This is a genomic window from Enterococcus sp. AZ071, from assembly GCF_050499065.1.
Taxonomy (GTDB): Bacteria; Bacillota; Bacilli; order Lactobacillales; family Enterococcaceae; genus Enterococcus_A; species Enterococcus_A ferrettii.
The window spans coordinates 2,802,455-2,827,646 of record NZ_JBIPAS010000001.1; the positions used below are offsets into that span (position 1 = coordinate 2,802,455).

A 25,192-nucleotide genomic window follows, 5' to 3' on the forward strand; every position below is an offset into this window, starting at 1 on the left:
AGGTTTCGGCCTTTTCTAGTTGACTGCTTCTAAAAATTCATAAGCTTCCAGTGAGAAGATTTCCAGCAGCACTTGATTCACCTGTTGAAATCCTTCTTCTTTAACTGCTGCACATTTCGGAATCGAACAGCGGTGTCCAGCCTTTTGATAGGTGATCATGGAGCCTGTCTCATGAACCTCAACCTGCTGATCCGACTTTTTGAAAACCAAAACATCCTCACCAATACCTATTGTTACATACTCTTGCCGCCAGCCATTTTCCAGAGCTAATGCTGTAATCAACGAAGGATTGTCGTACTCATCCAATAAAAGAGTCTTTTCGTTTTCTAATCGCAGCGTGTACGTGACGCAGCTTTGAAACCCACAAGCATTACAGCCGCCCTCGGTAATAAATTCCTGCTGATTAATGACTGCCTGCATCTTTCTCCCCTTTTACTTCCTGATAGATTTTTTCCAAAGCTTCCCGATCTAGTCCTTCAAAGGTTTCAACAATTCGATCCGCTTTTTGCAAGTCCTGCTTCGGATAGATCGGATTGTGGAAGCCTAGACAGACCATTCCTGCCCGGTGAACCGCTGTACTGCCATTTTTAGTATCTTCAATTCCCAAACAATTATTCGGTTCTACGCCCATGCGATGAGCAACTTCTAAATAGACATCAGGAGCTGGTTTGGAATTTGGAACTTCTTCGCTGCTCATAACGATTTGGAAGCAGTCCGCGATTCCTAAAGCTTGCAGGTTGGTTTTGATTTCCTTTAAAGTCGATGAAGAGGCTACACCCAGAGGTAACCCTGCTTCATGCAGTCTTTTAACAAAGGCTGGTGCTCCCTCAATCGGACGTACGCCATCCGTCGCAACCATTTTTTCACGCAATTGATTCATTTTTCCAACGTAGTCACTCGCAGTTAACGGCAAAGAGAACTCTTCCTTCATCTTTTGCCACATGTATTCACCGGTTGTTCCCATGAACTGATAATGATAACTCTCTTCTACCGGATGCCCAGCTTCCTCTAAGATCGTCGATTTACTTTCAAAATAGGTATATTCAGAATCTACCAATACCCCATCCATATCAAAAATGATTGCCTCTAACATACTTTTCACCTCATCATTTATTCATTCAATTAACACTCTAGCATATTTATCTGTCTTAGGATAGCTTCGTTCCCATAAATTTCTCCTACTAATAGCCAATCGATAAATACGTCTTAAGTTGGACGTTTTCAATAAAAACCTTTGTTATACTTTGTACATAATCAAGAACACAAAGGAAGAAGGAAGAACTTATGAAAACATATTCAACTCCTGTACGTATTTTAATGGTCATCGGCTTTTTTCTAGTCGCTAGTCTGGCATTGCAAATTATCGGCCCACTGATTTCTGGAGTATTGTCTTTAGTCTTTCGCATTGGGATTCCTTTAGCAATTGCATATTTTATTGTTAACTGGTTAACTAAGCGCAGTAATCGGCGCAGATCTTAAAAATCCCGAGACAGACACACTTTAACATATCCTTAAAAAAAGAAGTCAACCCACCTAAAAACAGGAACAGGTGAGTTGGCTTCTTTTCGTTGTTATTCTAGATAAGCGAGTTGTTCAATTACCATTTCCATTCGATGCTTCTCAATTAAGTCTTGCAAAGAGGTTAAATTTTTAGCCGAAGGAATATCCTCTACAATAAACAATTTTTCCTTAGGGACACTTTTTGCCAAAAAATTCGTTACACAAAGATCAAAATCAGCGTGATGACTCTCTCTTATTTCACTCTTAATCAGCGTAGGGTTAATATTCACCAGTACTTTATCGTTCAAATTTCGCTCCACACAATAGCCGAGTAAATGTGCATGATCCAGTCCACGATTACTAGCTATTTCAACTGAAACCGGTTGTCTCAAGGCATAAAGCTGTTGAGGGAGGTTTTCCCAAGCGATAAATAATTCAAAAAGAATAAATACATAATAGACAGAATACCAGGGAATCTTCGTATGGGTTTCAAGATCTCTTAAATTTTTTTCCAATACTTTGTTGAATACAGCAAAACGTTTATGGATCGTTTTACTGGCGCTCCAGCAACGATTATAAATCAAATAATTCTTGTGCGGATAAGTTTTGAACAAACAATAAAAACTTTTGAGCACATAGATACACTTTTGCTGATTGGCTTCTGAATTTTTTAAATTCAATACCTCAGCTACCAGTTGGATTGACTCTTTACAGAACTTTTCAATCCGAAGCTCCTCTTCTCGATTATCCCATGAAAAATCACGCCATAAAATAGTGCTGGCAAAGTCTAAATACAACTCCTTTTGAACCAATTCTGGTAGGACTTCTTGGATATTCAGGAGAAAAAAATGATAAACATCCAAGTGGTATTCCTTCTTTTTCATGTGCGAATCAGAAACCACAAACCCTTGATTTTGTCTCAAGATGGTTGCGCCAATCAGAAAAGGCAGACTCAATTCTTGTGGGTAGATGGAGGTCATCTTCTCAACCAGCTGTTCCACCTTTGCTCGTTCAACCATTGGAAACGGCCAATTATTGTAATCATAGGCTTCTGAAAAATAAATAGCTAAAAAAATGCGCGTTTGAATCTCATTTTCTCCTGTTAAACAAACCTTGGTCCGATCAATATACACACCAAACGAGGCAAGCACTTCATTCATTTTGATAATCTGGCGGTACAAATTAGCTGAACTGATAAACAGCTCTTCCTGTAATTCTAGACGACTTTTTCCAGGAAAAAAAATGATCTTCTCCAATAGTTGGAAAGCTACTGATTCTTGAATCATTTCAGAAAAGATTTCCGATACTGTATGTCCTTTTTTCTCCGTTAGATGAAGAGCGGAAGAAGCACTTCTCTGGATACTAACAATATGTCCCCAGCGTTCTTCGATATCTTCACAGTCTCTAATAATTGTTTTCGGACTGGCATCGATACTTTCTACGATCTGCTTAACAGGTACCCATTCATCGGAATATTTAAGCTGTTCAATAATCAAAACCTGACGATTTGCGGAGTTTGACAACAATGTTTTCAAGACTCTTTGCTCCTATCTATATTAGAAGTAGTTTTACTCTGACAGACAATTGTCTCGGCTAGACAACGCTCTGTAAGTCCATTTATGTATAGCAGAAAACATTAAAATCGATTATGTAAAAAAGGAATTTTGCTTATTCGAGGCTGCAGGTCTTTAAAAGCAGGGAAAAAGAACCTTGCATGTGAAAGTCTTATTAAGTAGATTATAACGCATCTCCTATTTATTCACATCATTCTTACAGATATTAAACCAGTATTTTTCAATCAAAAGCCGTAGTGAATACACAAGATGTTTAAAGGTCGCCGTTTACATATAGTTAAACTGGTTTTAAAAAACAAAAAAAAGAGTACAGGCATTCTGCCTATACTCTTGACTGTTATAAGTGATTAAGCTTTAACAATGTTAGTTGCTTGAGGTCCACGTTGTCCTTCTTCAATGTCGAAAGAAACTGCTTGGCCTTCTTCTAAAGTTTTGAAGCCGTCGCCTTGGATAGCTGAAAAATGAGCAAATACGTCATTTCCATCTTCGCTAGTGATAAATCCAAAACCTTTGTCTGCGTTAAACCATTTTACTGTACCGTTATTCATATTAAGTACCTCCAAATACACATCAAGTGTGTTTATTTGTAATAAAAAATGATGTGTAGAAAGAAGTGTTGTATCAAAAAATTATAGATAAACAAATAGTCACATATCAAAAGTATTACAAGAGTTATCATAACACTTCCCGTGATCTATTGCAACAAAAGATGAACATTTTCAAGAAATTATCCGATAATAATTAAGAAACACCCTGCTTTCTTAAGAAGTAAAGAACTTTCTATTCTTGATATCCTTGCTAAACAAGAACATTTATAAAATAAGGTTCATTCCTGTTTAACCTAATGCAACATCCAAAATCATCATAATAATAAAGCCTGACATTGCTCCAAAAACTCCAAAATGATGTTTACTGTCTGTTGTCGCCTGCGCTTCCGGAATCAACTCTTCAATAACAACATAGATCATTGCCCCTGCTGCAAAAGCGAGTGCATAAGGCAGTAACGGCTGAACCCGCATCACTAAAAGTGCGCCAATCACTGCTGCAATCGGCTCGACAATCCCTGAAGCCTGTCCATAAACAAAGGATTTCCAACGGCTCAGCCCCTCTTGCCGCAAGGGGATGGAAACTGCTGCACCTTCGGGAAAATTTTGAATACCAATCCCTAAAGATACAGAGATAGCAGCCAAAACTGCTGCTGTTGGATTAGCTGCCTCGCTGGCTGCGCCGAAGGCTACGCCAACTGCTAATCCTTCTGGAATATTATGTAAGGTAATCGAAAATACGAGCAAAATTGTCCGTTTCAAGTGGCTGGGTAAGCCTTCTTTTTCCTTATTTGGACCAAAGTGCATGTGTGGAATCGTTTTATCAGCAATGTATAAAAAAAGACCGCCTAGGCCAAAGCCAACGCTCACTACTAGCCAAGGAATCGAGCCATTCTCCTCAGCCGCTTCAATCGCCGGATCTAGTAACGACCAAAAACTGGCCGCAATCATGACACCTGAAGCAAAACCCAACATGGTATTTAGCACATTACGATTAATATTTTTAAAGAAAAAAACCATGGCTGCCCCTAAAGCAGTCATTCCCCAAGTAAACAATGTCCCAACCAATGCCTGCTGCCAAGCAGACAAAGACACCAACCATTCTGTCATAGTAACCTCCTAGAGCGTTTTTATGCCCTTTCAGTTTATCACAAGATAAACCTGCCCTCAAATTAAGGCTTTGGCCAAACACATTCTTTGGTTGGTTTTGTTAAAAGCGTTATACTTGTCTTGTTAGTTATTATGAAAGCGAGTGAGAATCATGACAAAAATTAATGCTGCTACTGCAATGGTCAAAGTGTTCGAAGCTTGGGGTGTCGATCATATTTATGGAATCCCTGGCGGTTCTTTCAACTCAACTATGGATGCCTTATACAAAGAAAAAGAAAGTGTCAAATATATTCAAGTTCGCCACGAAGAAGTTGGCGCACTGGCTGCTGCTGCAGATGCAAAATTGACAGGTAAAGTGGGTGCCGTATTCGGTTCAGCTGGTCCTGGAGCAAGCCATCTAATCAACGGTCTATATGATGCGAAAATGGATCATGTTCCCGTAGTTGCCTTACTAGGTCAAGTTGCGTCTACTGTTATGAACTATGACGTTTTTCAAGAATTAAACGAAAATCCGATGTTTGCTGATGTCAGCATTTACAACCGGACTGCGATGACTCCTGAAAGCTTGCCTCATTTAGTCGATGAAGCAATTAAGGCAGCTTATGAACATAAAGGAGTTGCAGTTGTAACTATTCCTGTTGATTTTGGCTTTGCCGAAATTGAAGAACAAGAAATCGCAACTGCTAAGAATCATCGCACAGGAGTTATTATGCCAGCAGAGGAAGATTTACAAGCTGCTATTCCTCTTATTGAAGCGGCGAAACAACCTGTTCTTTATGTGGGTCAAGGAACCCGCGGCGGTTTTGAAGAAATCAAAGCCTTTGCTGAACATTTCTCTATGCCGGTTGCAGCAGCTGTTTTAGCCAAAGGGATCATTCCTGATACTTATGAAAATTTTTTAGGTTTTGCGGCTCGTGTAGCCACTAAGCCAGCAAATGAAGCTTTGGCTGTGGCCGATTTAATTGTTTTCGTCGGCAGTGATTTTCCATTTGCAGCTTCCTTCTTTAACCCAGAAGCTAAATTCATTCAAGTGGATATCGATATGGCTAAGTTAGGTCGTCGCCATCATACAGATGTAGCCATTTTAGGTGATGCAAACACTGCTTTGCGCAGAATGGTGGAACTGGGCCAGAGTCGCCCAGCTGACCATTGGTTAGAAGCCAATCAAACCAACAGTCAAAATTGGCACAACTGGCGCAGAAGTTTCTATACTGATGAACAAACGCCTTTGCGTCCAGAACCCGTCTTTAAAGAGATTAACCGAATTGCGGAAGAAGATGCTGTATTCGTTACAGATGTTGGCAATACTACTATTAACGCTATTCGTCATTTAGAAACGACAGGAAAACAATTACACACTACTTCAGGCTGGTTCGCTACCATGGGTAATGGTGTACCTGGCGGGATTGCAGCAAAATTAAGCTTTCCAGAACGCCAAGTCTTTACTTTTAGTGGTGATGGTGGTTTTGCAATGGTGATGCAAGACATTATGACCCAAGTAAAATACGAGCTACCAATCATTAACGTGGTCTTCTCCAATGAATCATTTGGTTTTATTGAAGCGGAACAAGAGGATACAGAACAAAAGAAATTTGGTGTTTTCTTGGGTGGCGCTGACTTTGGTAAAGCTGCTGAAGCTATGGGAGCTGACGGTTTTACCGTTACTGAATACAGTCAATTGCAAAATGCCTTTGATGCAGCTAAAGACAGTAAACGACCTGTCGTTATCGATGTAAAAATCAAAAATGCTCGTCCCTTGCCAGTAGAGGAATTACAGCTGGATCCTGATAAATTTTCAGCAGAAGAAATCCAAGCTTTCCAAGAAAAATATCAAGTTCACGATATGCCTGCTTTAAGTGAACTCTTGCGGGAACAATAGAATAATCAAACCTGGCTAGTTAAACTGGCCAGGTTTTTTGTATTATAAAATTAATTTCTCGAAAAATTAATACTTTTATTGTTTTCATGTTGCTCCTTTTCCTCTCGACACTCCTCTCATATAAATTCTGCACAAATTAGCCCAATATTCCACATTCCAAACTAAAAAAATCCTCTTCAACGAAACAATATTTCAATTCAAAATCCCAAAATTAATTTTTTAAAATAACGACATTTATATTTCGCTTTTTTCTAGTTACAAGCATCTTACTAGGTTTTATCCGAAAAAACACTTGGCTATTCAGCTATTAAAATATTTTAACACTCATAGTAATTTTTATATTCACAACAAAATAGAACAATTATTAAATAAAATAAATTGTTGAAAAGCTGGTTTATTTACGGTATTATTTAATAAAATTAATCATCAAAGCGCTTACGATCGATTAAGCAAATGAATTATTCGATCAATTATTCAATACACTGAAAAGTAAATTCATTGAACAATCATAAGGAGATGTACACATGACAGAAAAATCACATATGACCAAACTAGCACAACCTTTCGGAAAGAGACAGGTTTTCACTCTAAAAAAACACGATACGCTCACAAAACGGTTAGAAAGTTTTTTATTTGAAACAAACAAAACCGCTGAATTTATTCAATATGCCATTGCGATCATGATACGCAACGCTTTTAGTCCTCTTAATCTATCCTTTATTGCGAAAAAGCAAATTCGTGAATTATTTTTAACTGGCAAAGTTCCTGCCTCCGTTCGTCATTTATGTATTTACTTCCAAGACTATTTTGAAACAGAAGAAGAATGGACTACTGTCATCAATCACCTATACAAAAACCAACAAGAATTTGACCAGCTTACCGAAGAAGCTCGCTTGCTCATAAAGCCTTTACGTCCGGCTTTGATTTCTGGCGAGCAAGCAGTCGATAGAAAGCGGAATTTGAAGGCCTCCTTCTTGGATGAAACAGGTAAGATGCACAATTGGAGCTTGAGCAATGTCGTCTGTCTGCATTCGCCTAAAAAACATATGGCTCTTCTAAACATCTTAGGTGAGTTGACTGTTTTTCAAAAAGATGGCTTGCGTCAGTTTACCAAAGTGGTTTGGCTAGATTTTGCCATTGATGAACGTTCTCGTGATTTTGATATTCGAAATGATGAAGATTTTCAGCACAAATCTAAAAAAAATGCTCCAGAAAAATCAGCAAATATCCTTAGTAATATTGATACACTGGTCAAATCTACCGGATCGAATAAAAAAAGAAATGAGTCTTCACCAAACGACATCCGTCAATATCCGGTTGAGGAACAAGCACAAGAAAATGATCCAATTAAACTGAAGAATAAGCCAGTAAAACAACCAATGGATCGAATGAAAAAATTAAAAAACGACAATTTTCTCAACAACCAGTCGAAAAATGACCGTAATCTTGAGGTGGAAAAGGCCGTAAGAAAGGCCAGTAAAGGCAGCAAAGGGAAAAAGAATCGAAAGAGAAATAAACGAAAATAGTCAGACGTTTCGTAAGCACTCTCTAGACTACTAAACAAATAAAGCCGACAGATAAAAATCTGCCGACTCCAGTAGTTTTAACTATTCGCATGTTAGCTTCTTCGCTGATACTAAGGAGGAATGTGCAACGAATCGGTTAAAGTCGCTTGTTCCTACGATTCCCTTTGTTACTGCTCATTGATAACTAAATATTAAGATTAAAGAGAGTTAACCACTAAGCCTAGCGCTGCTAAGATAGCTCCGCCAACAATTTGAATCACTAAAACCTTCGTTGGTGTAAACTTTTTAACCTTTAACAGATAGTAAGTCAACAGAGTTACACCTAAAGGCAAGATTCCCTTTACTAGACTGTCCAATACATCTGTTTGAATGGATAAAGATTCTTTGCCGCTCAAATGAACCTGCAATGGTGTAGCAATTTTAACAAAGTTGGCTGCTAATGAGCCAATTACGATGGCTCCCAAGGTTTGCGAAAGGGTCATGATATAGGACAATCGTCCGCCAGCCATTAGTTTCTGAATCCCTTCTTTTCCTTGTTCATAGCCTTGAATCCATAGGAAGTAAGCCAGTACGGTCATAATGATCCAATGCAAGGCGAAGAAAAGAACTGGGCCCATGAAGATATTTCCTTGTGCTCCAAAAGGTAAAGTGAAGGAAAGTAAAATGGGAATCAAAGTACCTTGCCATAAGGTATCGCCAATCCCAGCTAAGGGTCCCATCAAGCCTGTTTTCAAGCCGTTGATAGTTTGGTCACTGATATCCGCACCACTTGCCCGCTCTTCTTCCATGGCAATAACCATTGATAAAACTGGTCCGCCAAAGGAAGGCTCTGTATTAAAGAATTGCATGTGACGATCTAACGCAGCTTTCATTTCATCTTCGTCTTTGCCATACAGCTTTTTCAGAATAGGGCTAAAAGCATGAACGACCCCTGTCGCCTGCAAACGTTCATAGTTATAGTTGGCATGAGAGAAAAAGGTCCAACGCCAAAAGGCTTTTACAACATCCTTTTTAGAAAGTAATTTTGGTTGTTCAACTGTAGTTTGTTCCATCAAGCCATACCTCCATTTTTATCTTTTAGATACAACTCAGTAAATACATAGCCAATTACTAAAGCGAAAATGGCAATTGGAACAGATGGTAAGCCTGAATAAACAGCTAACATAAAGCCGAATACAAAGAACAACAAAGTTCCTTTACCATTCATTGCCCGCAGGTTCATGGCAATCCCTAGAGCTGGTAAGATTCCGCCAATTGCTGATAAGACAGCTAATGGTTTACCACCTAAAGCATCAACAACACCTTCTACTGCATCTGCACCTAAATACGCGGCTGCAGCAACAGGTACTACAGTAATTAATACTAAGAACAATTGCGGTGGAACAATATGCAGCCAGTTGATTCGATCAATTTTTCCTTCTTCTGCTGCTTTATCCGCCATGTGGACGAATGTAATATCGACAGTCATATGAGCTACCCATACCAACGTACCCAACAAACCTAACGGCACAGCAAGTGTTGTTGCTACAGAGGGTTCAACATTAGCAGCCATTGCCAAAGCGGTTCCCAGTGTTCCTGCCAAAGCCGGGTCCATTGCTACTGTTCCGCCGGCAGAGATAAAAGCTAAATACGGCAGGTTAATTGCCGCACCAATGATACACCCTTGAACTGGATCGCCTAAAATAAGTCCAACAACCGTTCCATTTACTAAAGGCCGCATCCAACCATGCGTACCCACAAGCGAAAGCCAAGGTGTTCCATTAATACCCAAATAATAAACAACCCCAATTAAAATCGCCTGAACTAAGTTAATTTTCATTTTTCCACTTCCTTCTTATAATAGATTATCAATTGCTTGTGAACCTTGATCTGGAATTACATGAATTTTCATTTTGACACCGTTTGCAACGATTTTTCTAAAGGTTTCTTTTTCTTCTTCAGTGGCTGAAATATTTTTGTAGAAGCTTTTGCGGTCTTTTCTAGCACCCATACCGCCGATAATAACTTCATTCAGTTCCACACCATTTTCGATCAATTGTAAATACGTTTGTGGCTCTTTAGCTAAAATAATAATTTTTTCATTATCTGGAACATTCTTTAATAATGCTGATCCGTCAGCAATTCCTAAAATAGATAGCTTGATGCCGTTTGGAACAGCCATCGACATAATTGATTTCGTAAATTCATCGCCTGCTGTGGCATCATCTACGATCACAATATGATTGCCGCCGGTAAACTGCAGCCAGGCCGTCATTACCTGTCCATGAATTAAACGATCATCGATTCTTGCTAATACAATTTCTCCCATTTTTAAACGCTCCTCTGATTGATTTTTTCCATTTCTTCAAAAAACTCTTTGATGCCCTCTTGTCCCGTTTGCATCGCTGCTTGGTACATCGTTTCCAGATCTGAACCAATCAAGCGCTGATTGAAAGCCTCCACCACCATGGGCAGATTTACACCAGAAATCAAGCGATATTGATGTGCTCCTTGCAGTTGACTGTAACACATCGCTGCTTGATTATATGGACTGGCAGAAAAAAGATCCACTAGTACTAGTACCCCATTGCCTTGATCTAATTGAACAATTCCCTTTTGAATTTGCTCATTGAACTCGCCAATGTCGTCGCCATGCTTCAAGCCCATGGTCAAATAATTTTCCTGCTCCCCCATAATGAGTGATAAGCTATCCATAATGCCGTTGGCCATTTCTCCATGTGTGACTAATAAAATTCCTGCCATCGTTTCCCGCCTTTCCTTTTATACCTACCAATTAAAATGCATGACTGTTTTATTCCATCCTGGGTTTTCAACAAATTTCTCCATCAATTGACGGAAATCCTCGCCATTAGAAACCTCGATAATTTTTTGTGGTAAGATTTTTCTCAAGGCTTCCCGATAGTCCGAATTTCTCATGCCTTCAACTACCGCCGCAAAGTCTACCGTTGATGAACGACTGCTGCCATGAATAGTAATTCCTTTTTCTAAAATGTCACGGGTATTAATCGGAACCAATTCCTCGGTTACACCCATAATAATGATATCTGCTAACGAATCTGCAATTATAATGGCTTGATTGATGGCACTTTCACTAAATCGTCCACCGGTACATTCAATCACCACATCAAATTTCTCTGGCTCGTTCTCAAAATCATAGGTTAAAACATTGGCTGTTCGGGCAAAATCAAAGTTTGCCAGCTTATCTTCCGCAGCACCAAACACCATGAAACGATCTGCTTTAACACAATATAAATATCTCAACATAACCGCTGTGAAGTAACCCACGGGGCCATCTCCAAATAGGGCAACTCGAGTGTCCTCTTTTACCAACTTGTCCTTCACATGACTAATTGCGTGGTGAGAAACAGAAGATAATTCAGAGAGCACAGCAATTTCTGCTGGAATTTCATCAGGTATCCGAACCAGACACTCTGCTGGGTGAACTAAGATACTTTGAGCCATTCCATCATAGCCGCTGCCTAAAAAAGCATTACCTTTGGAATAGTTTGGCGGAACATTCGCTTTTTGTTTCACTTCTGAATGAAGAACTGTACCAGGAATATTCGGCACTACCACAACCCGATCACCTTTTTTGAAATCTGGTGAACCTGATTCCTTTACCACACCAATTCCTTCATGCAATAAAGCCATTGGCAATTTCTTAGCTAATGCCTCTGGTCGCCGCAAGCCGGCAAAATATCTCAAATCCGCATGGCAGATACTAGCGTAGGTCGGCTCAATTGCCACCCAGCCCTCTTTCACTTCTCTTTCCTTCGTAACCTCTTCAATCACTTCAGGCTTGACTAAACTTAAGACTCTCGATTCAAGCAACACAGTCATCGTTCGACCTCCTCATATTCGAGCACGATATAAAACTCATTTCTACTCGTAAATGAGTATATCACGCGATAACGAGCTTGTAAACGCTATTTATTTTATTTTTTCTATCTATATACTCTTTTATGCTCGAATAAGCAATTTTAATAATCAGTAGTGATCGAATAGTTAGGGCGTATTTTCTTTTGTATCAGCCTTTTACTTCTATAAAAAAACATGCCTTTTACTTTTCCTTTATAGAAAAATAAATGCATGTTTTTTTGATTATATGCAGCAAAAAAGCCTTGGCGAACAGCCAAAGCTTTTACATCCGTCGAATTGCTTCCTTACTTTCATCTTCTAACTGCTTAGTCAGAATTTTAGCTGGCAGATTTCGATTAGTTAACGCCTGCAGCAGCATGGGGAGATTCATACCGGTTACTAAATGCTGGTTCTCATTGTTGACAACACATTGGCTTGAATGGCGAAATGGTGTACCACCAAAGATGTCCACCAGCCAAACAATTTCATCGACTTCCTTTAGCATTTGTTTCGCTTTATAATTAAACACCTCTTGGAGATTTTTTGCTTGAGCCTCCACAGCGATGGTATCTACGTACTGTTGTTGTCCCATAATTGCTTGTGCTGTCTCTACCAAACCTTCTGCTAAATGATCATGCGCAACGACAATTATCCCAATCATTTCACCCTCACTCCTTCCCATCTAAGTCTAACGTATTTTAAAACACAAGTAAATTAACAGTTATTAACTTGAAACTTCCTTAACCCCTCGTTATAATGCAAAAGAGGCTTACGCCAATAAAGAAAAGCGAGGAATACTATTGATTACTGTAAGTGATGTTAGTTTACATTTTTCTGACCGTAAACTATTTGATGACGTAAATATTAAATTTACCCCTGGCAACTGTTACGGATTGATCGGTGCGAACGGTGCCGGCAAATCGACCTTCTTAAAGATTTTGTCTGGTGAAATCCAACCGTCCACTGGTTCAATCATTCTAGGCCCTAACGAGCGCTTAGCTGTGTTAAAGCAAAATCACTTTGACTATGAAGATGTTCCAGTCATTGAAACAGTCATTATGGGCCACGAACGTTTGTATCAAGTAATGAAAGAAAAAGATGCTGTCTATATGAAGGAAGATTTTTCAGATGAAGATGGTATCCGAGCAGCTGAACTAGAAGGTGAATTTGCTGAGCTAGGTGGCTGGGAAGCAGAACCTGAAGCTGCAGTATTGCTCCAGGGACTGAATATTCCGGAAGAACTGCATCAGCAAAAAATGAGTGAATTAACTGCCGGCCAAAAAATTAAAGTCCTGTTGGCCCAATCACTCTTCGGCAAACCAGATGTATTGCTGTTAGATGAGCCTACCAACGGCTTGGACATCCAATCAATTAACTGGCTGGAAGAGTTCCTGATTAATTTTGACAATACCGTGATCGTTGTTTCCCATGACCGCCACTTCTTAAACAAGGTGTGTACGCATATGGCCGATCTGGATTTTGGAAAAATTAAACTGTATGTCGGCAATTATGATTTCTGGTTGGAATCCAGTCAATTGGCTTCTAGGCTAAAATCTGACTCAAATGCTAAAAAAGAAGAAAAGATCAAAGAGCTGCAAGACTTTATTGCCCGTTTTAGTGCGAATGCATCAAAATCTAAGCAAGCAACTTCCCGGAAGAAAATGTTGGATAAAATCACTTTGGATGATATTCAGCCTTCTTCTCGCCGTTACCCATTCGTGCAATTCAAACCGGATCGCGAAATCGGCAACGACCTGCTGCAGGTGGAAAACGTTAGTGTAACGATTGATGGCAAAAAAATACTAGATGATATCTCTTTCATCTTAAATCGCGAAGACAAAGTAGCCTTCATTGCTGAAAACGACATTGTTACGACTACTTTATTCCGCGTAATTATGGGTGATCTGAAGCCAGATACCGGTACGGTTCGCTGGGGTGTCACTACTAGTCAGGCTTACCTGCCAAAAGACACCAGCAAAGAATTCGACAGTGAATTGCCAATTTTGGACTGGCTGCGTCAATATGCCAGCAAAGAAGAAGATGACAATACCTTCCTGCGCAGTTTCCTAGGCCGTATGCTGTTTTCAGGTGACGAAGTAATGAAACCTGTTAATGTACTCTCCGGTGGCGAAAAGGTCCGTTGTATGCTGTCTAAACTGATGCTGTCTAAAGCCAACGTCTTAGTTTTAGATGATCCTACTAATCATTTAGACTTGGAATCTATTTCAGCCTTGAATGAAGGCTTGGTGGCTTATAAGGGTGCCATGCTGTTTGCCTCTCATGACCATCAATTTATTCAAACAATTGCTAATCGCATCATTGCTATTTCTGAGAACGGCGTAGTTGATCGCAGCGAAACTACTTACGACGAATTCTTGGAAAACAAAGATGTACAAGAAAAATTAAAACACCTGTTTACAGGTAACTAAAAAAGGAAAGCTCGCCTTGAGCTTTCCTTTTTTGTGTTAAATAAATTGTACAATCTGCATCAAGATTGGTACGACAATCACGAAAAGAAGCGTACTTGTCGTAACCAAGTTGGTTGCGTATTTAACGTCACCATGAGCTTCATTAGCCAAGATAGGCAAAACAGCCAGCATTGGAGTGGCCGATTGAACGATTAAGGTTTGTTGCAATAATGGATTTAAGTTTGCACCGAAAACATTTTGACCGACAACCAATAACCCAATCAAAATTGCTGGTGATAAGACAAACCTACCCAGTAAAGCTACCACAGTATCGCGGTCGAAGCGAATACTTTTTAGTCCAGCATCATACAATACAATCCCAATATAGATCAATGACAATGGTGTCACGATACTCCCCACATAAGTCAACGTAGAATTAACAAATGTTGGTACTGGAATCCCCACTAGCAAGAAGATGATGGCAACAATAAAACCAAGTAATGGCGGTGGCAACAATTTTTTCCAATTTAACTTGGCTTTGTTTTCTCCTTTTACCTTAGTTGGGTCATCGTTGGAGATTAGGAATACTCCGAAAGCCCAAGTAGATACTGTATTAGTTACATAATATACCAAGAAGTAAGGCAACGCTTTGTCACCAAACAAGGCAATGTTTAATGGCAGACCAATAAAGATTGTATTGGCATTAACCACAGCATTCATAAAAATCCCGCGTCGACCAGGGCGAATCTTCAATATCTTCACTAATAGATAAGCAATGATATAGGAAATCACGACTCCACCCACTGGATAAATCAAACTTCCAGACAATTGAAACAATGTTCCCTTTGTCAAATTTTTCAAAACTGAAACGAAAATCGAAGCTGGTAAAGCAACCTTCGTAATTAAGGATGAAATACTTCCGCTAAATTTTTCGTCAAACCATCCCTGGCCTTTCAAGATATACCCCAAAGCAATCATCAGAATGATACTAATAACGCTTTGAATCGATTGAAAGAAGATCATCTTTGGTTCCCCCTCTTAATGATTATTCAGCGTCTAGTGAGTGGTATTCTGGGTACCATTTCATGTCTTCGACTGCTTGTTTAATATCTTTGATTTCTTCTTTATTTAATTTTTGATCCAAGATACTTTGTCCCACTACTTCAGCAATTGTTTGTGAGAACTCAGTTAACTTAGATACTGGAGGCAAGACTGCAGCCCCTAGTTTAGTTGTATCAACAATTCCGCCTAGCGCATGACTAGCTTGTGATAATACTTCACCAGTTAAACGAGATGCAGTAGAAGCGATGATCCCAAGTCCTAAGCCTGGATACATTAACGCATTGTTGGCTTGACCAATTTGGTAAGTTACTCCGTTGTATTCTACATCAGCTGCTGGGATACCAGTACCAACTAAGACTTTACCATCCGTCCAATGAATCAAATCTTCTGCAGTTGCTTCAGCCAATTTAGTTGGGTTAGACAATGGGAAAATAATTGGGCGTTCAGTATGAGCCGCAATTTCTTTCACGATTTCTTCAGTAAAAGCACCTGGTTGTGTTGAGGTTCCAATGATAATTGTTGGATGAATAGCTTTCACTGCTGCTGCTAAATTAGTTAATTCATCAGCATTGTCAAATTCACTACGTTGATGAGTAAATGGTTTTTGTCCGTTAGTCAATTCTTCGGTATCTTCAAACAAGACTCCTTGCTTATCTACCATGTAGAAATGTTTACGAGCTTCTTCTTCTGATAATCCCTGACGAGTCATTTCATCTAGCAATTGGTTAGCAATACCCACACCCGCAGTACCAGCACCAAAGGTCATAACGGTTTGCTTAGTTAAATCTTCACCTGAAATATTCAAGGCACCTAGCACACCAGCCAATACCACAATACCTGTTCCTTGGATGTCATCATTGAAAGTAGTGATCTTGTCTTCGTATTTTTCCAAAATATTAGCAGCATTTGAACGACCAAAATCTTCCCAGTGCAGCAATACTTTAGGGAATAATTCTTGAGTTGCATTCACAAATTGATCAATGAAATCATAGTAACGGTCGCCTCTTATACGTTCATGGCGGTTGCCTAGGTACAATGGATCATTAATTAATTCTTGGTTATTCGTACCAGCATCAATTGATACTGGCAATACTTGTGATGGGTCAATCCCAGCTGCTGCTGTGTAAACCATCAATTTACCAATTGCGATATCAACACCATTAACACCCCAGTCACCGATACCTAGAATACCTTCCGCATCAGTAGCGACGATCAAACGAATGTCACGTCCAGCTGCTGCGTTTTGTAAGCTTGCTTTAATTGCGTCAGGATCATCGATAGATAAGAATGCAGCATCTTGAGGTTCTACAAACAGTTCATTGTATTGTTCAATTGAATCTGCCACTGTTGGGTCATATACAATTGGCATAAATTCAACCACGTGTTGACTCATTAATTTGTAAAACAATGTGCGATTTGTATTGAAGATATTCATTAAGAAAATACGTTTTTCAAGATCAGTTGTTTTACTCAAATATTGGCCATATGCTTGCACAGATTGTTGTTCTAGTGTTTGAACTTGTGAAGGCAGCATACCTTCTAGACTATATTGTTTTCTTTCTTCTTTGGTAAAGGCCGTTCCTTTATTTAAAAATGGGTTATTTAAAACTTCGATCCCTTTCATACTTGAATTCCTCCTTGTAGTTTGTATCCTATGCCGTTTCACTTCTTACTTAAAAGCTATTAACTAACTCAAAGCGACATCCTTATTGATTACATTAACAAGGTACACCCTCTGGCTTGTCATAGTCAAAAATTAGGATTATGATAAATATTATTTATATGACTAAAGGAGTTTACGATGAATCTTAAAGACTTAGAATACTTCCAACGTTTAGTCCATGACAAAAGCTTTACCAAAGTTGCTAAAGCATTCCATGTAAGTCAGCCAACAGTCACCTATGCCGTTAAACGATTAGAAAAGGAACTAGGTACAGAATTAATCCTGCGAGATCAATCCCACCGCTCCATAATCATTACTAAAGCTGGAATGGTTTTATCGAAACATGTCAGCAATATGTTAAAGGAACTCTCTGTAGCGATTCGAGAAATTGATCGGTTGAAAGAGGAAACAGTAGCATTTGGTTTACCGCCGATTATTGGCAATTATTACTTTCCTAAGCTTTCATCCTTTCTCTTCAAAAATGATTTGATGGAACATGTGAATTTAATTGATGGCGGATCGAAGGATTTATATATGTTGCTGAAGCGAGGAAAGATTGACATGGCCCTGCTAGGTTCCACCGAACCGATTCGTGATCCCGAGCTTTTCAGCGAATTGCTGATTAAAAAGAATTTCACAATTATCGTTAGTCCTGAGCATCCGTTAGCTCAGCGCAAAAGTGTTGCCTTTAGCGAATTGGAACACGAGTCTTTTGTTCTATTGAATGAACACTATGTCCACCCAGTCGCTTTTGAAAAATTCAGTCAGCAAGCACATTTTGAACCAAAAATTATCTACCAAAGCAGTAATTTGAATATTCTGAAAGGGATGATCCGAGAACAAGTGGGAATTGGTTTTTTAGTTGAATTAGCGATTAATACCGATGATCATTTAATTAGCATACCGATTGAAGATCAGCCGCAGCCAGATTTTTTGATTTCTTTAGTTCAACGCGACAATCTACTGCAAAGTAATTACCGCAATCAAATCAGCCGAATCATTCGCGAATTTTCAAACGTAGAAAAAGCTTCACAAATTCTTGAGTAATCAAGACATTTGTGAAGCCAAAGTTATTAACTATTGTCGAAGCGGCCCTCTAGTGAATGCAACGATACACCCTAGACCAGTATGGCTGGTAATTGTTGGACCCAATGGAAAAATTTCAATTGCTTTAGGCTGAATTTGCTCTTCAATTCGCCGTTTCACTTCCTTAGCACTATCATAATCACCACTGGAATTGATGAAAATAACCTGCTCATTGGGAGTACCTGTATTCTCAACAATTTTGTCAGCAATGTGCTGCAAAGCTTTTTTGCGTCCTCGAATTTTTTCCAGCGTTCGCAGTTTGCCTTGTGTATCCACGCCAATAATTGGTTTGATATTCATCAAGCCGCCAATTGCTGCACTAGTTTTGGAAAGTCTTCCTCCCCGTTGTAAATGATTTAAATCATTTACGGTTACCCAATGCTGATAAGTCAGACGATTTTTTTCAAGCCAAGCTAATAATTCTGCTAGAGACAGGCCTTCCTGCTGCTTCTGAGCAGCTTCATATACCATCAGACCTTCACCACCACTGGCAGCCAAGGAATCAAACACATGAATTTCAGCTTCAGGAAAATCTTCTTTAACAATTTCAACAGCCTGTAGAGCACTTTGATAAGAACCGCTCAATCCTGATGAAAAGCAAACATACAAAACTGGAATATTCTGCTGTGCATACTGTTTAAAAAATTCAGTATACCTTCCTACATTTACCTGAGAGGTTGTAGGCAATGCACCTTCTGCAATTTCCTGATAAAAGGCATTGATATCAAAACTTTTACCTAAGTCATCAGCGATCTCTTGTCCATTAACATCAATATACATTGAAATAAAATCAACATTTAATTCCTTCAATAACTTATAAGGAACATCACAACAGGAATCGGTTAGAATCTGATACATTATTTATCCTCCTAACACCTTTAGTAAGTTTTATTATACTAAATAACTAGTTGTTTGTTCCAATAGAACCCTTAAATTTGCGCCCAAACACTCTCAAGAATATTGGTTTGTGTACGATCTGGTCCCACAGAGAACGTAGAAATACGAACACCAACTAATTCTGAAACACGACGAACATAATTGCGAGCGTTCTCTGGCAATTCAGCCAAATCGCGGCAGCCTGTAATATCTTCGCTCCAGCCTGGCAACTCTTCATAGACGGGTTTGCAGCGATTCAATTCCTTCAAGCTTGCAGGATAATGATAAATTAATTCACCATCCAGTTCGTATGCTGTACAAATCTTTACAGTTTCCAATCCGCTCAAAACATCGATTGAATTCAAAGATAGATTAGTAATTCCTGAAACTCGTTTCGAATGACGCATAACAACTGAATCGAACCAGCCGACACGTCTAGGTCGTCCAGTCGTTGTCCCGTACTCACGGCCGACCTCACGGATTTGTCCCCCAACTTCGTCAAATAATTCAGTCGGGAACGGTCCATCACCTACACGAGAAGTATAAGCTTTGCATACACCCACGACTTTATCAATTTTTGCTGGTCCAACACCGCTTCCTATGGTTACACCACCGGCCACGGGATTAGATGATGTAACAAAAGGATAGGTTCCTTGGTCAATATCCAGCATAACCCCTTGTGCTCCTTCAAAGAGAACACGTTTGCCTTGATCAAGTGCATCATTTAAGATAACTGAGGTATCCGTTACATATTGTTTAATTTGTTGACCATATTCATAGTATTCTTCAAAGATAGAATCGAAGTCGATTGGTTCCGAATCAAACATCTTCACGAACTGACGATTTTTCTCTTCTAAGTTAATGGTTAAGCGATCTTCAAAAATCTCTTTATCTAACAGATCAGCGATCCGAATTCCTACACGAGCAGCTTTATCCATGTAAGCTGGTCCAATCCCTTTAATGGTTGTACCGATCTTGTTCTCGCCCTTAGCATCCTCTTGCAATTGGTCTAACTTAATATGGTAAGGCAAAATCACATGCGCACGGTCAGAGATACGTAAATTTTCTGTGGTTACTCCCCGTTCATGTAAGTAAGCCAATTCTTCAACCAAAGATTTTGGATTGACTACCACACCATTACCGATTACGCTGATTTTTTCTTTGTAGAAAATACCAGAAGGAATCAAGTGCAATTTGTATGTTTCATTATCAAATTTGATGGTATGTCCTGCGTTGTCTCCACCTTGATAGCGAGCAATGACTTCAGCATTTTCACTTAAGAAATCAGTAATCTTTCCTTTTCCTTCATCGCCCCATTGCGTGCCTACCACTACTACAGATGACATCTGAACACCTCGTTTTAATTTTTTTAATCCTGAACCATTGTACCAATAAACGGTCCGTTTTTCAATGTAAATTCGAATATTCAAATTCTTATTTTATTATTTATCGTCAAATCACGAACATTATTTTGGATAAAGGGCTTTACTTGCCAATTTTTCTTAACCTTGTCACAATAACAAGGGAGGAAAACAAACATGAAAACTATTCATAAATATACCTTGATTCGAGCAGTTAAGATCGCTGTCTCCGTTGCCATATGTATTCTTATCTTTCATTTCAGTGACCGCGGTGCTCCCATTGTGGCCTCATTATCCGCAGTGGCTCCTTTAATGTCTAGCGATTTGCATGCTACAATTAAAACAGGAAGAAACACCATCGCTGGTAATATAATTGGAGGGGGAATGGCTCTTCTCTATTTTTTTATTACCGAAATTGATCATGCAAATTTCGATATCGAAATTTTTTTACTGCCATTTTTCATTGTTTTGGTGGTACTGATTTGCGAGTTGCTGCATGAGCACAGTGGAATAGTTGCGGCCATATCAGCCACTATACTCATTTCACTCAGCGTTTCTTATGGTGAATCCTTTGGTTTTGCTCTCAGTCGAATCATTGATACCTTTATTGGCACTACGATAGCTGTTGGGATTAACACTCTTTTTAAACCAACCAAATCAGAGATTAAAGCTATGATTCGTGAAGATCAAAAAGTCCTTTCACAAAAGCAGTCCGAATTGGATAATTTATCTAACGAATTAGAAGAACATAAAAAATAAAGCACCTGTTTTTCGACAGGTGCTTTAAAATTCATCTCTTGGTGAAAGCGACGAAAATTTATTGTATTCTTTGATAAACAGCAGTTCCACAGTACCACGAGCTCCACTCCGGTTTTTTTCAATAATAACCTCAATCACATTACGATTGGCGCTCATATCCTCTTCCTCGTCACCTTCACGTTCATAGTAGTCATCACGATACAGGAAAGCCACAATATCCGCATCCTGTTCAATCGAACCAGATTCCCGGATATCACTTAGTACTGGTCGCTTATCTTGACGTTGCTCAACACCACGGGAAAGCTGTGATAAAGCAATGATTGGTACTTTCAATTCTTTGGCCAGCTTTTTCAATTGTCGGGAAATTTCCGAAACTTCTTGTTGCCGATTTTCTCGTCCAGTTCCTTCAATCAGCTGCAGGTAGTCGATTAGAATTAATCCTAAGTTCCCCTTCTCTTTTGCCAACTTGTGACATTTCGCGCGTATTTCCGATATCTTAATACCTGGTGTATCATCAATAAAAATATTTGCTCGAGACAAGCTGCCCATCGCTACAATCAAATTTTGCCATTCTTCTTCTGATAATTGGCCCGTTCGCAAATGACTAGCTTCGATTGACCCTTCTGCACAAAGCATCCGATTAACCAGTGACTCAGCTCCCATTTCCAAACTGAAAATAGCAACAGAACGATCCGTTTTCGTACCAATATTTTGGGCGATATTTAGAGCAAAGGCAGTCTTACCCACCGCAGGGCGAGCCGCTAAGATAATTAGTTCTTCTGCCTGTAATCCAGCAGTCATTTTATCTAATGCCGCATAACCTGTGGGAATTCCAGTAATCTCTTCATCGTTCCGGGCCAGCTGATCAATGTTTTCGATTGCGGTATTTAACACTTCAGCAATCGACAAAAAACCACTCTTATTTCGTCGCTCAGAAACTTCCATAATACTACGCTCAGCGGTATCTAAGATATTTTGAACATCATCTCCCTGTTCAAAACCTTCAGTAACAATGTTGGTAGCGGCCTGAATTAAATTGCGCAACAAAGATTTCTCTTCAACAATCTTCGCATAATAGCCAACGTTAGCCGCCGTTGGTACGCTTAAAGCCAATTCAGACAAATAGCTTAAACCACCTGCATCTTCTAATAGATGCTCTTGTTCCAAAAGCTCTTTGACCGTCACTACGTCAATTGCTTCATTGCGGTCGTTCAATTTTATCATCGTTTGGAAGATAACCTGATGACCACGGCGATAGAAATCCTCTGGTTGTATAAATTCCATCGCAGTAATTAATGCATCTGTATCTAAAAATATCGAGCCTAATGTTGCTTGTTCTGCCTCAACACTTTGTGGCGGGATCCGATCTTGTAACATTTCACTCATGTTTTTCGCTCCTAAAATTCTTCGTCCACCTATTTTACAAAATAAAACTGAGAAATACAATAAAGGCTGAGACAAATACGTCTCAGCCTCATCTATTCCTCACTAACGTGAACTTTGATTATTCCATTTACCTCAGTATGAAGCTTTACAGGAACCTTAGTATATCCTAATGTTCGGATCGGATTGTCTAATTCAATTTTTCGTTTATCCAATTTCAAGTCATATTGTTTTTTCAAGCCTTCAGCAATTTGTTTTGATGGGATGGAACCAAATAGGCGACTATCTTCACCAGCTTTGGCCTTCAACTCCACCACTGTATCCTCTTTAGCTAAAAATTCTTTCAACTTTTCTGCCTCAGCTAATACTTCAGCATCTTTCTTTGCTTGGGCTTTCTTTTGAGCTGACAATGCCGAGATACTGCTTTTATTCGCTTCTTTAGCCAAATTATTTTTAAGCAGATAGTTTTGAGCATAACCTGTGGGAACTTCTTTTACTTCCCCTTTTTTTCCTTTTCCTTTTACATCTTCTAAGAAAATTACTTTCATTATTCTTCTCCTCCCGACAATTGTTCATTAATTGTTGCTAAAAGCTGCTGTCTCGCTTTAGCCACTGTTGTATCCGTTAACTGAACAGCTGCATTAGTGAAATGACCGCCACCACCCATTGCTTCCATAATCCTTTGGACGTTTATAGTCCCAGTACTACGAGCACTGATAGCAATTACACCATCATTTCGTTTGATAATAACAAAAGCAGCAGTTATATCTACCATCGATAATAAAGTATCCGCCGTTTTGGCAGCAGTCACACTATCATATTTTTTGGTCTCACTTCCAGCAGTTATTACAATGTCTTCCCGCACATATTCACTTTCGCCAACCAGCTGACTAATTTCAAGATAAGACTTAATATCTGTACTTAAAATATATTGTACTAAAGAAGCATCGGCTCCACAAGTCTTCAAATAGCTGGCAACATCGAAAGTACGTGACGTTGTTCGAATAGAAAAATTCTTCGTATCCACGGTTATTCCTGCTAATAATAGAGTTGCTTCCATCTTTGTCATTTTTCGATTTTCTTTACTTTCAAATTGAACCAATTCCGCAACTAACTCTGATGCTGAAGAAGCCGAAGACTCAATGTAAGTTAGTAATGGCTTACTGGGAAACTCTTCCCCACGTCGATGATGATCAATAATTACAACATTATCAAATTGCTCATACAGATCTTGTGAGATGGATAAAGAGGGACGATGATAGTCCACCATTACTAGTAAATCACCCGCTTTGCGCTGTTTAATCGCCTCAGCAGGTGAAATTAGCAAATCCTCTAATTCACCATCTTTGTGAATCTCTTCTAAACAACGATCTACATCAGGAATGGTCTCCTGTTCATCAATAACCACTCGAACCTTCTTATTATGGAAACGAGCTAAACAAGAAACACCAAAAGATGCTCCGATAGCATCCATGTCTGGAAAACGATGGCCCATCACATATACATTGCCCGTTTCATTGAAAACATTTCTTAATGCTGTCGACATGGCTCGAGAGCGTACTCGAGTGCGTTTAGCAGCACTTGTTGAATTTCCACCGTAGAATACTGGTTTCGCATTTTCCTCAGCATCTTTCAAGACAACTTGGTCTCCACCACGTACTAATGCAATATCCAAATTATTCTGTGCCGTATCACCAATAACTTCCAATGATTGATTACCATAACTAATTCCCATGCTTATAGTGATCAAAACACCTTCTTTTTCAGCAGCTACACGAATTTTTTCCAACAAGTCAAAGTTATTATCAATCATCGTTTCCAAGTCCTCATAGCGGGCTAAAAAGAAAAAACGTTCCGCATTGATACGTTTGTAAAATATTTGATACGAATCCATCCAGTCTGAAATGACTGTTGTGATAAATGAATCCAAGTAAGAGATTTCCTTGTCATCCTTTCGATCAATTACATCATCATAATTATCTACTGACAAAAGTCCTACGGCTGCTTGCAGATTTTGTTCTTTCGTTTCAAGTTCGACTTCTTTCGTAATGTCGATTAGATAAACCAACTGCTTCTCTTTATTCAGTTGAAAATGATACAAGGTATCCTTAATCTTATAAACATTCTTCCCTCTTTCATCTCGCTGAATTAACTCATTAATCATGTCTTGTTGATCCGCAAAGGAGAGATTCTTAACCTTATCCGTAATGTAAGGATTCATCCAAACAAACTGATAATCCGTCCCCCAGGACACAACCCCCACGGGCATATCCTCTGATACGTAATCCAGAGCTTTTTCTGCTACTCTGGAAGCTTGCATAATTTTCTGATGATTGCTAATTTGTAACCGACGATGCTGCAATACTATTTGAACCAGCAATAGCAAATCGATAAAAACAACAATAGCAGCAGATACATAATTAAGAGGCAAGAAAAAGATTGCCATTAGTTGAATCAACAATAATAAAAAAAAGAAGAAAAGAGACAACGTAAACTTCGTGTTCTTTCTCATCTATGTTCCTCCTGACAGACTTAATTTTATCACAATCACTGCCAGCAAGCGAATTCCTGAATGTTTCACGTGAAACAAAAAAAGACTCCC

Annotated in this window: 24 protein-coding genes; 6 read left to right on the plus strand and 18 right to left on the minus strand. The window is 39.2% G+C overall.

Features of this window, described 5'->3' with window-relative positions:
* Positions 1 to 15: 15 nt before the first annotated feature.
* Together IGI49_RS13915 and IGI49_RS13920 are read right to left on the minus strand one after the other, a co-directional pair.
* A complete protein-coding gene (locus tag IGI49_RS13915; RefSeq protein WP_429962189.1) occupies positions 16 to 420 on the minus strand; it encodes a DUF4809 family protein in 405 nt (134 codons plus the stop codon).
* The gene (locus tag IGI49_RS13920; RefSeq protein WP_429962190.1) at positions 404 to 1,093 is read right to left on the minus strand and encodes an HAD family hydrolase; all 690 of its coding nucleotides are present in this window, start codon (positions 1,091 to 1,093) and stop codon (positions 404 to 406) included. Before IGI49_RS13920 ends, IGI49_RS13915 begins: the two co-directional genes overlap by 17 nt.
* 191 nt (positions 1,094 to 1,284) lie before the next feature.
* Between IGI49_RS13920 and IGI49_RS13925 the strand changes: the two genes are divergently transcribed.
* Complete coding sequence (locus IGI49_RS13925) at positions 1,285 to 1,479, plus strand: hypothetical protein (RefSeq protein WP_429962191.1); 195 nt, start codon at positions 1,285 to 1,287, stop codon at positions 1,477 to 1,479.
* A 92-nt stretch (positions 1,480 to 1,571) separates the two neighbouring features.
* Here IGI49_RS13925 and IGI49_RS13930 read toward each other — a convergent pair whose 3' ends face one another.
* The 3 genes from IGI49_RS13930 to IGI49_RS13940 form a co-directional block, all read right to left on the minus strand.
* The gene (locus IGI49_RS13930; protein WP_429962192.1) at positions 1,572 to 3,035 is read right to left on the minus strand and encodes a helix-turn-helix domain-containing protein; all 1,464 of its coding nucleotides are present in this window, start codon (positions 3,033 to 3,035) and stop codon (positions 1,572 to 1,574) included.
* A 386-nt stretch (positions 3,036 to 3,421) separates the two neighbouring features.
* The gene (locus IGI49_RS13935) at positions 3,422 to 3,622 is read right to left on the minus strand and encodes a cold-shock protein (protein WP_207702371.1); all 201 of its coding nucleotides are present in this window, start codon (positions 3,620 to 3,622) and stop codon (positions 3,422 to 3,424) included.
* Positions 3,623 to 3,910: 288 nt separating this feature from the next.
* Positions 3,911 to 4,729, minus strand: coding sequence for a ZIP family metal transporter (locus tag IGI49_RS13940; protein WP_207702372.1), 819 nt, complete (start codon positions 4,727 to 4,729; stop codon positions 3,911 to 3,913).
* Between the two features lie 151 nt (positions 4,730 to 4,880).
* Here IGI49_RS13940 and spxB point away from each other — a divergent pair, with 151 nt between their 5' ends.
* Both spxB and IGI49_RS13950 read left to right on the plus strand, forming a co-directional pair.
* Positions 4,881 to 6,608: a pyruvate oxidase gene (gene spxB, locus IGI49_RS13945; RefSeq protein WP_429962193.1), complete on the plus strand. Its 1,728-nt coding sequence runs from the start codon at positions 4,881 to 4,883 to the stop codon at positions 6,606 to 6,608.
* Positions 6,609 to 7,132: 524 nt separating this feature from the next.
* Positions 7,133 to 8,134 carry a hypothetical protein gene (locus IGI49_RS13950; RefSeq protein WP_429962194.1) on the plus strand — a complete coding sequence of 334 codons (1,002 nt, stop codon included), beginning with the start codon at positions 7,133 to 7,135 and terminating at the stop codon, positions 8,132 to 8,134.
* Between the two features lie 197 nt (positions 8,135 to 8,331).
* Here IGI49_RS13950 and IGI49_RS13955 read toward each other — a convergent pair whose 3' ends face one another.
* The 6 genes from IGI49_RS13955 to IGI49_RS13980 form a co-directional block, all read right to left on the minus strand.
* Positions 8,332 to 9,186 (minus strand): PTS system mannose/fructose/sorbose family transporter subunit IID, encoded by an 855-nt coding sequence (locus IGI49_RS13955; RefSeq protein WP_429962195.1) that lies wholly within the window; start codon positions 9,184 to 9,186, stop codon positions 8,332 to 8,334.
* A complete protein-coding gene (locus tag IGI49_RS13960) occupies positions 9,186 to 9,953 on the minus strand; it encodes a PTS mannose/fructose/sorbose/N-acetylgalactosamine transporter subunit IIC (protein WP_429962196.1) in 768 nt (255 codons plus the stop codon). Before IGI49_RS13960 ends, IGI49_RS13955 begins: the two co-directional genes overlap by 1 nt.
* A 15-nt stretch (positions 9,954 to 9,968) precedes the next feature.
* Positions 9,969 to 10,442, minus strand: a complete 474-nt coding sequence (locus IGI49_RS13965) for a PTS sugar transporter subunit IIB (protein WP_429962197.1) — start codon at positions 10,440 to 10,442, stop codon at positions 9,969 to 9,971.
* Between the two features lie 2 nt (positions 10,443 to 10,444).
* Positions 10,445 to 10,876: a PTS sugar transporter subunit IIA gene (locus tag IGI49_RS13970; protein ID WP_429962198.1), complete on the minus strand. Its 432-nt coding sequence runs from the start codon at positions 10,874 to 10,876 to the stop codon at positions 10,445 to 10,447.
* Between the two features lie 24 nt (positions 10,877 to 10,900).
* Positions 10,901 to 11,974: an alcohol dehydrogenase catalytic domain-containing protein gene (locus IGI49_RS13975; protein WP_429962199.1), complete on the minus strand. Its 1,074-nt coding sequence runs from the start codon at positions 11,972 to 11,974 to the stop codon at positions 10,901 to 10,903.
* Positions 11,975 to 12,275: 301 nt separating this feature from the next.
* Positions 12,276 to 12,653: a PTS sugar transporter subunit IIA gene (locus IGI49_RS13980; protein WP_207702380.1), complete on the minus strand. Its 378-nt coding sequence runs from the start codon at positions 12,651 to 12,653 to the stop codon at positions 12,276 to 12,278.
* A gap of 139 nt (positions 12,654 to 12,792) precedes the next feature.
* Here IGI49_RS13980 and IGI49_RS13985 point away from each other — a divergent pair, with 139 nt between their 5' ends.
* Complete coding sequence (locus tag IGI49_RS13985) at positions 12,793 to 14,421, plus strand: ABC-F family ATP-binding cassette domain-containing protein (RefSeq protein WP_429962200.1); 1,629 nt, start codon at positions 12,793 to 12,795, stop codon at positions 14,419 to 14,421.
* Positions 14,422 to 14,457: 36 nt separating this feature from the next.
* Here the strand turns inward: IGI49_RS13985 and IGI49_RS13990 are convergent, their stop codons facing one another.
* A complete protein-coding gene (locus IGI49_RS13990) occupies positions 14,458 to 15,423 on the minus strand; it encodes an AEC family transporter (RefSeq protein ID WP_429962201.1) in 966 nt (321 codons plus the stop codon).
* 22 nt (positions 15,424 to 15,445) lie between these two features.
* Positions 15,446 to 17,113, minus strand: coding sequence for a malolactic enzyme (locus IGI49_RS13995; RefSeq protein WP_429964921.1), 1,668 nt, complete (start codon positions 17,111 to 17,113; stop codon positions 15,446 to 15,448).
* Positions 17,114 to 17,263: 150 nt separating this feature from the next.
* Here IGI49_RS13995 and IGI49_RS14000 point away from each other — a divergent pair, with 150 nt between their 5' ends.
* Entirely contained in the window at positions 17,264 to 18,172 is a 909-nt protein-coding gene (locus IGI49_RS14000) for a LysR family transcriptional regulator (protein ID WP_429962202.1), read from the plus strand.
* 30 nt (positions 18,173 to 18,202) lie between these two features.
* Here IGI49_RS14000 and IGI49_RS14005 read toward each other — a convergent pair whose 3' ends face one another.
* Together IGI49_RS14005 and IGI49_RS14010 are read right to left on the minus strand one after the other, a co-directional pair.
* Positions 18,203 to 19,069 (minus strand): DegV family protein, encoded by an 867-nt coding sequence (locus IGI49_RS14005; protein ID WP_429962203.1) that lies wholly within the window; start codon positions 19,067 to 19,069, stop codon positions 18,203 to 18,205.
* A gap of 71 nt (positions 19,070 to 19,140) precedes the next feature.
* A complete protein-coding gene (locus tag IGI49_RS14010) occupies positions 19,141 to 20,433 on the minus strand; it encodes an adenylosuccinate synthase (protein WP_429962204.1) in 1,293 nt (430 codons plus the stop codon).
* Positions 20,434 to 20,625: 192 nt separating this feature from the next.
* Between IGI49_RS14010 and IGI49_RS14015 the strand changes: the two genes are divergently transcribed.
* The gene (locus IGI49_RS14015; RefSeq protein ID WP_429962205.1) at positions 20,626 to 21,207 is read left to right on the plus strand and encodes an FUSC family protein; all 582 of its coding nucleotides are present in this window, start codon (positions 20,626 to 20,628) and stop codon (positions 21,205 to 21,207) included.
* A gap of 24 nt (positions 21,208 to 21,231) precedes the next feature.
* On the opposite strand, the gene dnaB is transcribed toward IGI49_RS14015, so the two are convergent.
* The 3 genes from dnaB to IGI49_RS14030 form a co-directional block, all read right to left on the minus strand.
* Positions 21,232 to 22,593, minus strand: coding sequence for a replicative DNA helicase (dnaB, locus tag IGI49_RS14020; RefSeq protein ID WP_429962206.1), 1,362 nt, complete (start codon positions 22,591 to 22,593; stop codon positions 21,232 to 21,234).
* A 92-nt stretch (positions 22,594 to 22,685) separates the two neighbouring features.
* Positions 22,686 to 23,138, minus strand: a complete 453-nt coding sequence (gene rplI, locus IGI49_RS14025) for a 50S ribosomal protein L9 (protein ID WP_207702389.1) — start codon at positions 23,136 to 23,138, stop codon at positions 22,686 to 22,688.
* The gene (locus IGI49_RS14030; RefSeq protein WP_429962207.1) at positions 23,138 to 25,102 is read right to left on the minus strand and encodes a DHH family phosphoesterase; all 1,965 of its coding nucleotides are present in this window, start codon (positions 25,100 to 25,102) and stop codon (positions 23,138 to 23,140) included. The genes rplI and IGI49_RS14030 overlap by 1 nt, the downstream gene beginning before the upstream one ends.
* Between the last annotated feature and the right edge of the window lie 90 nt (positions 25,103 to 25,192).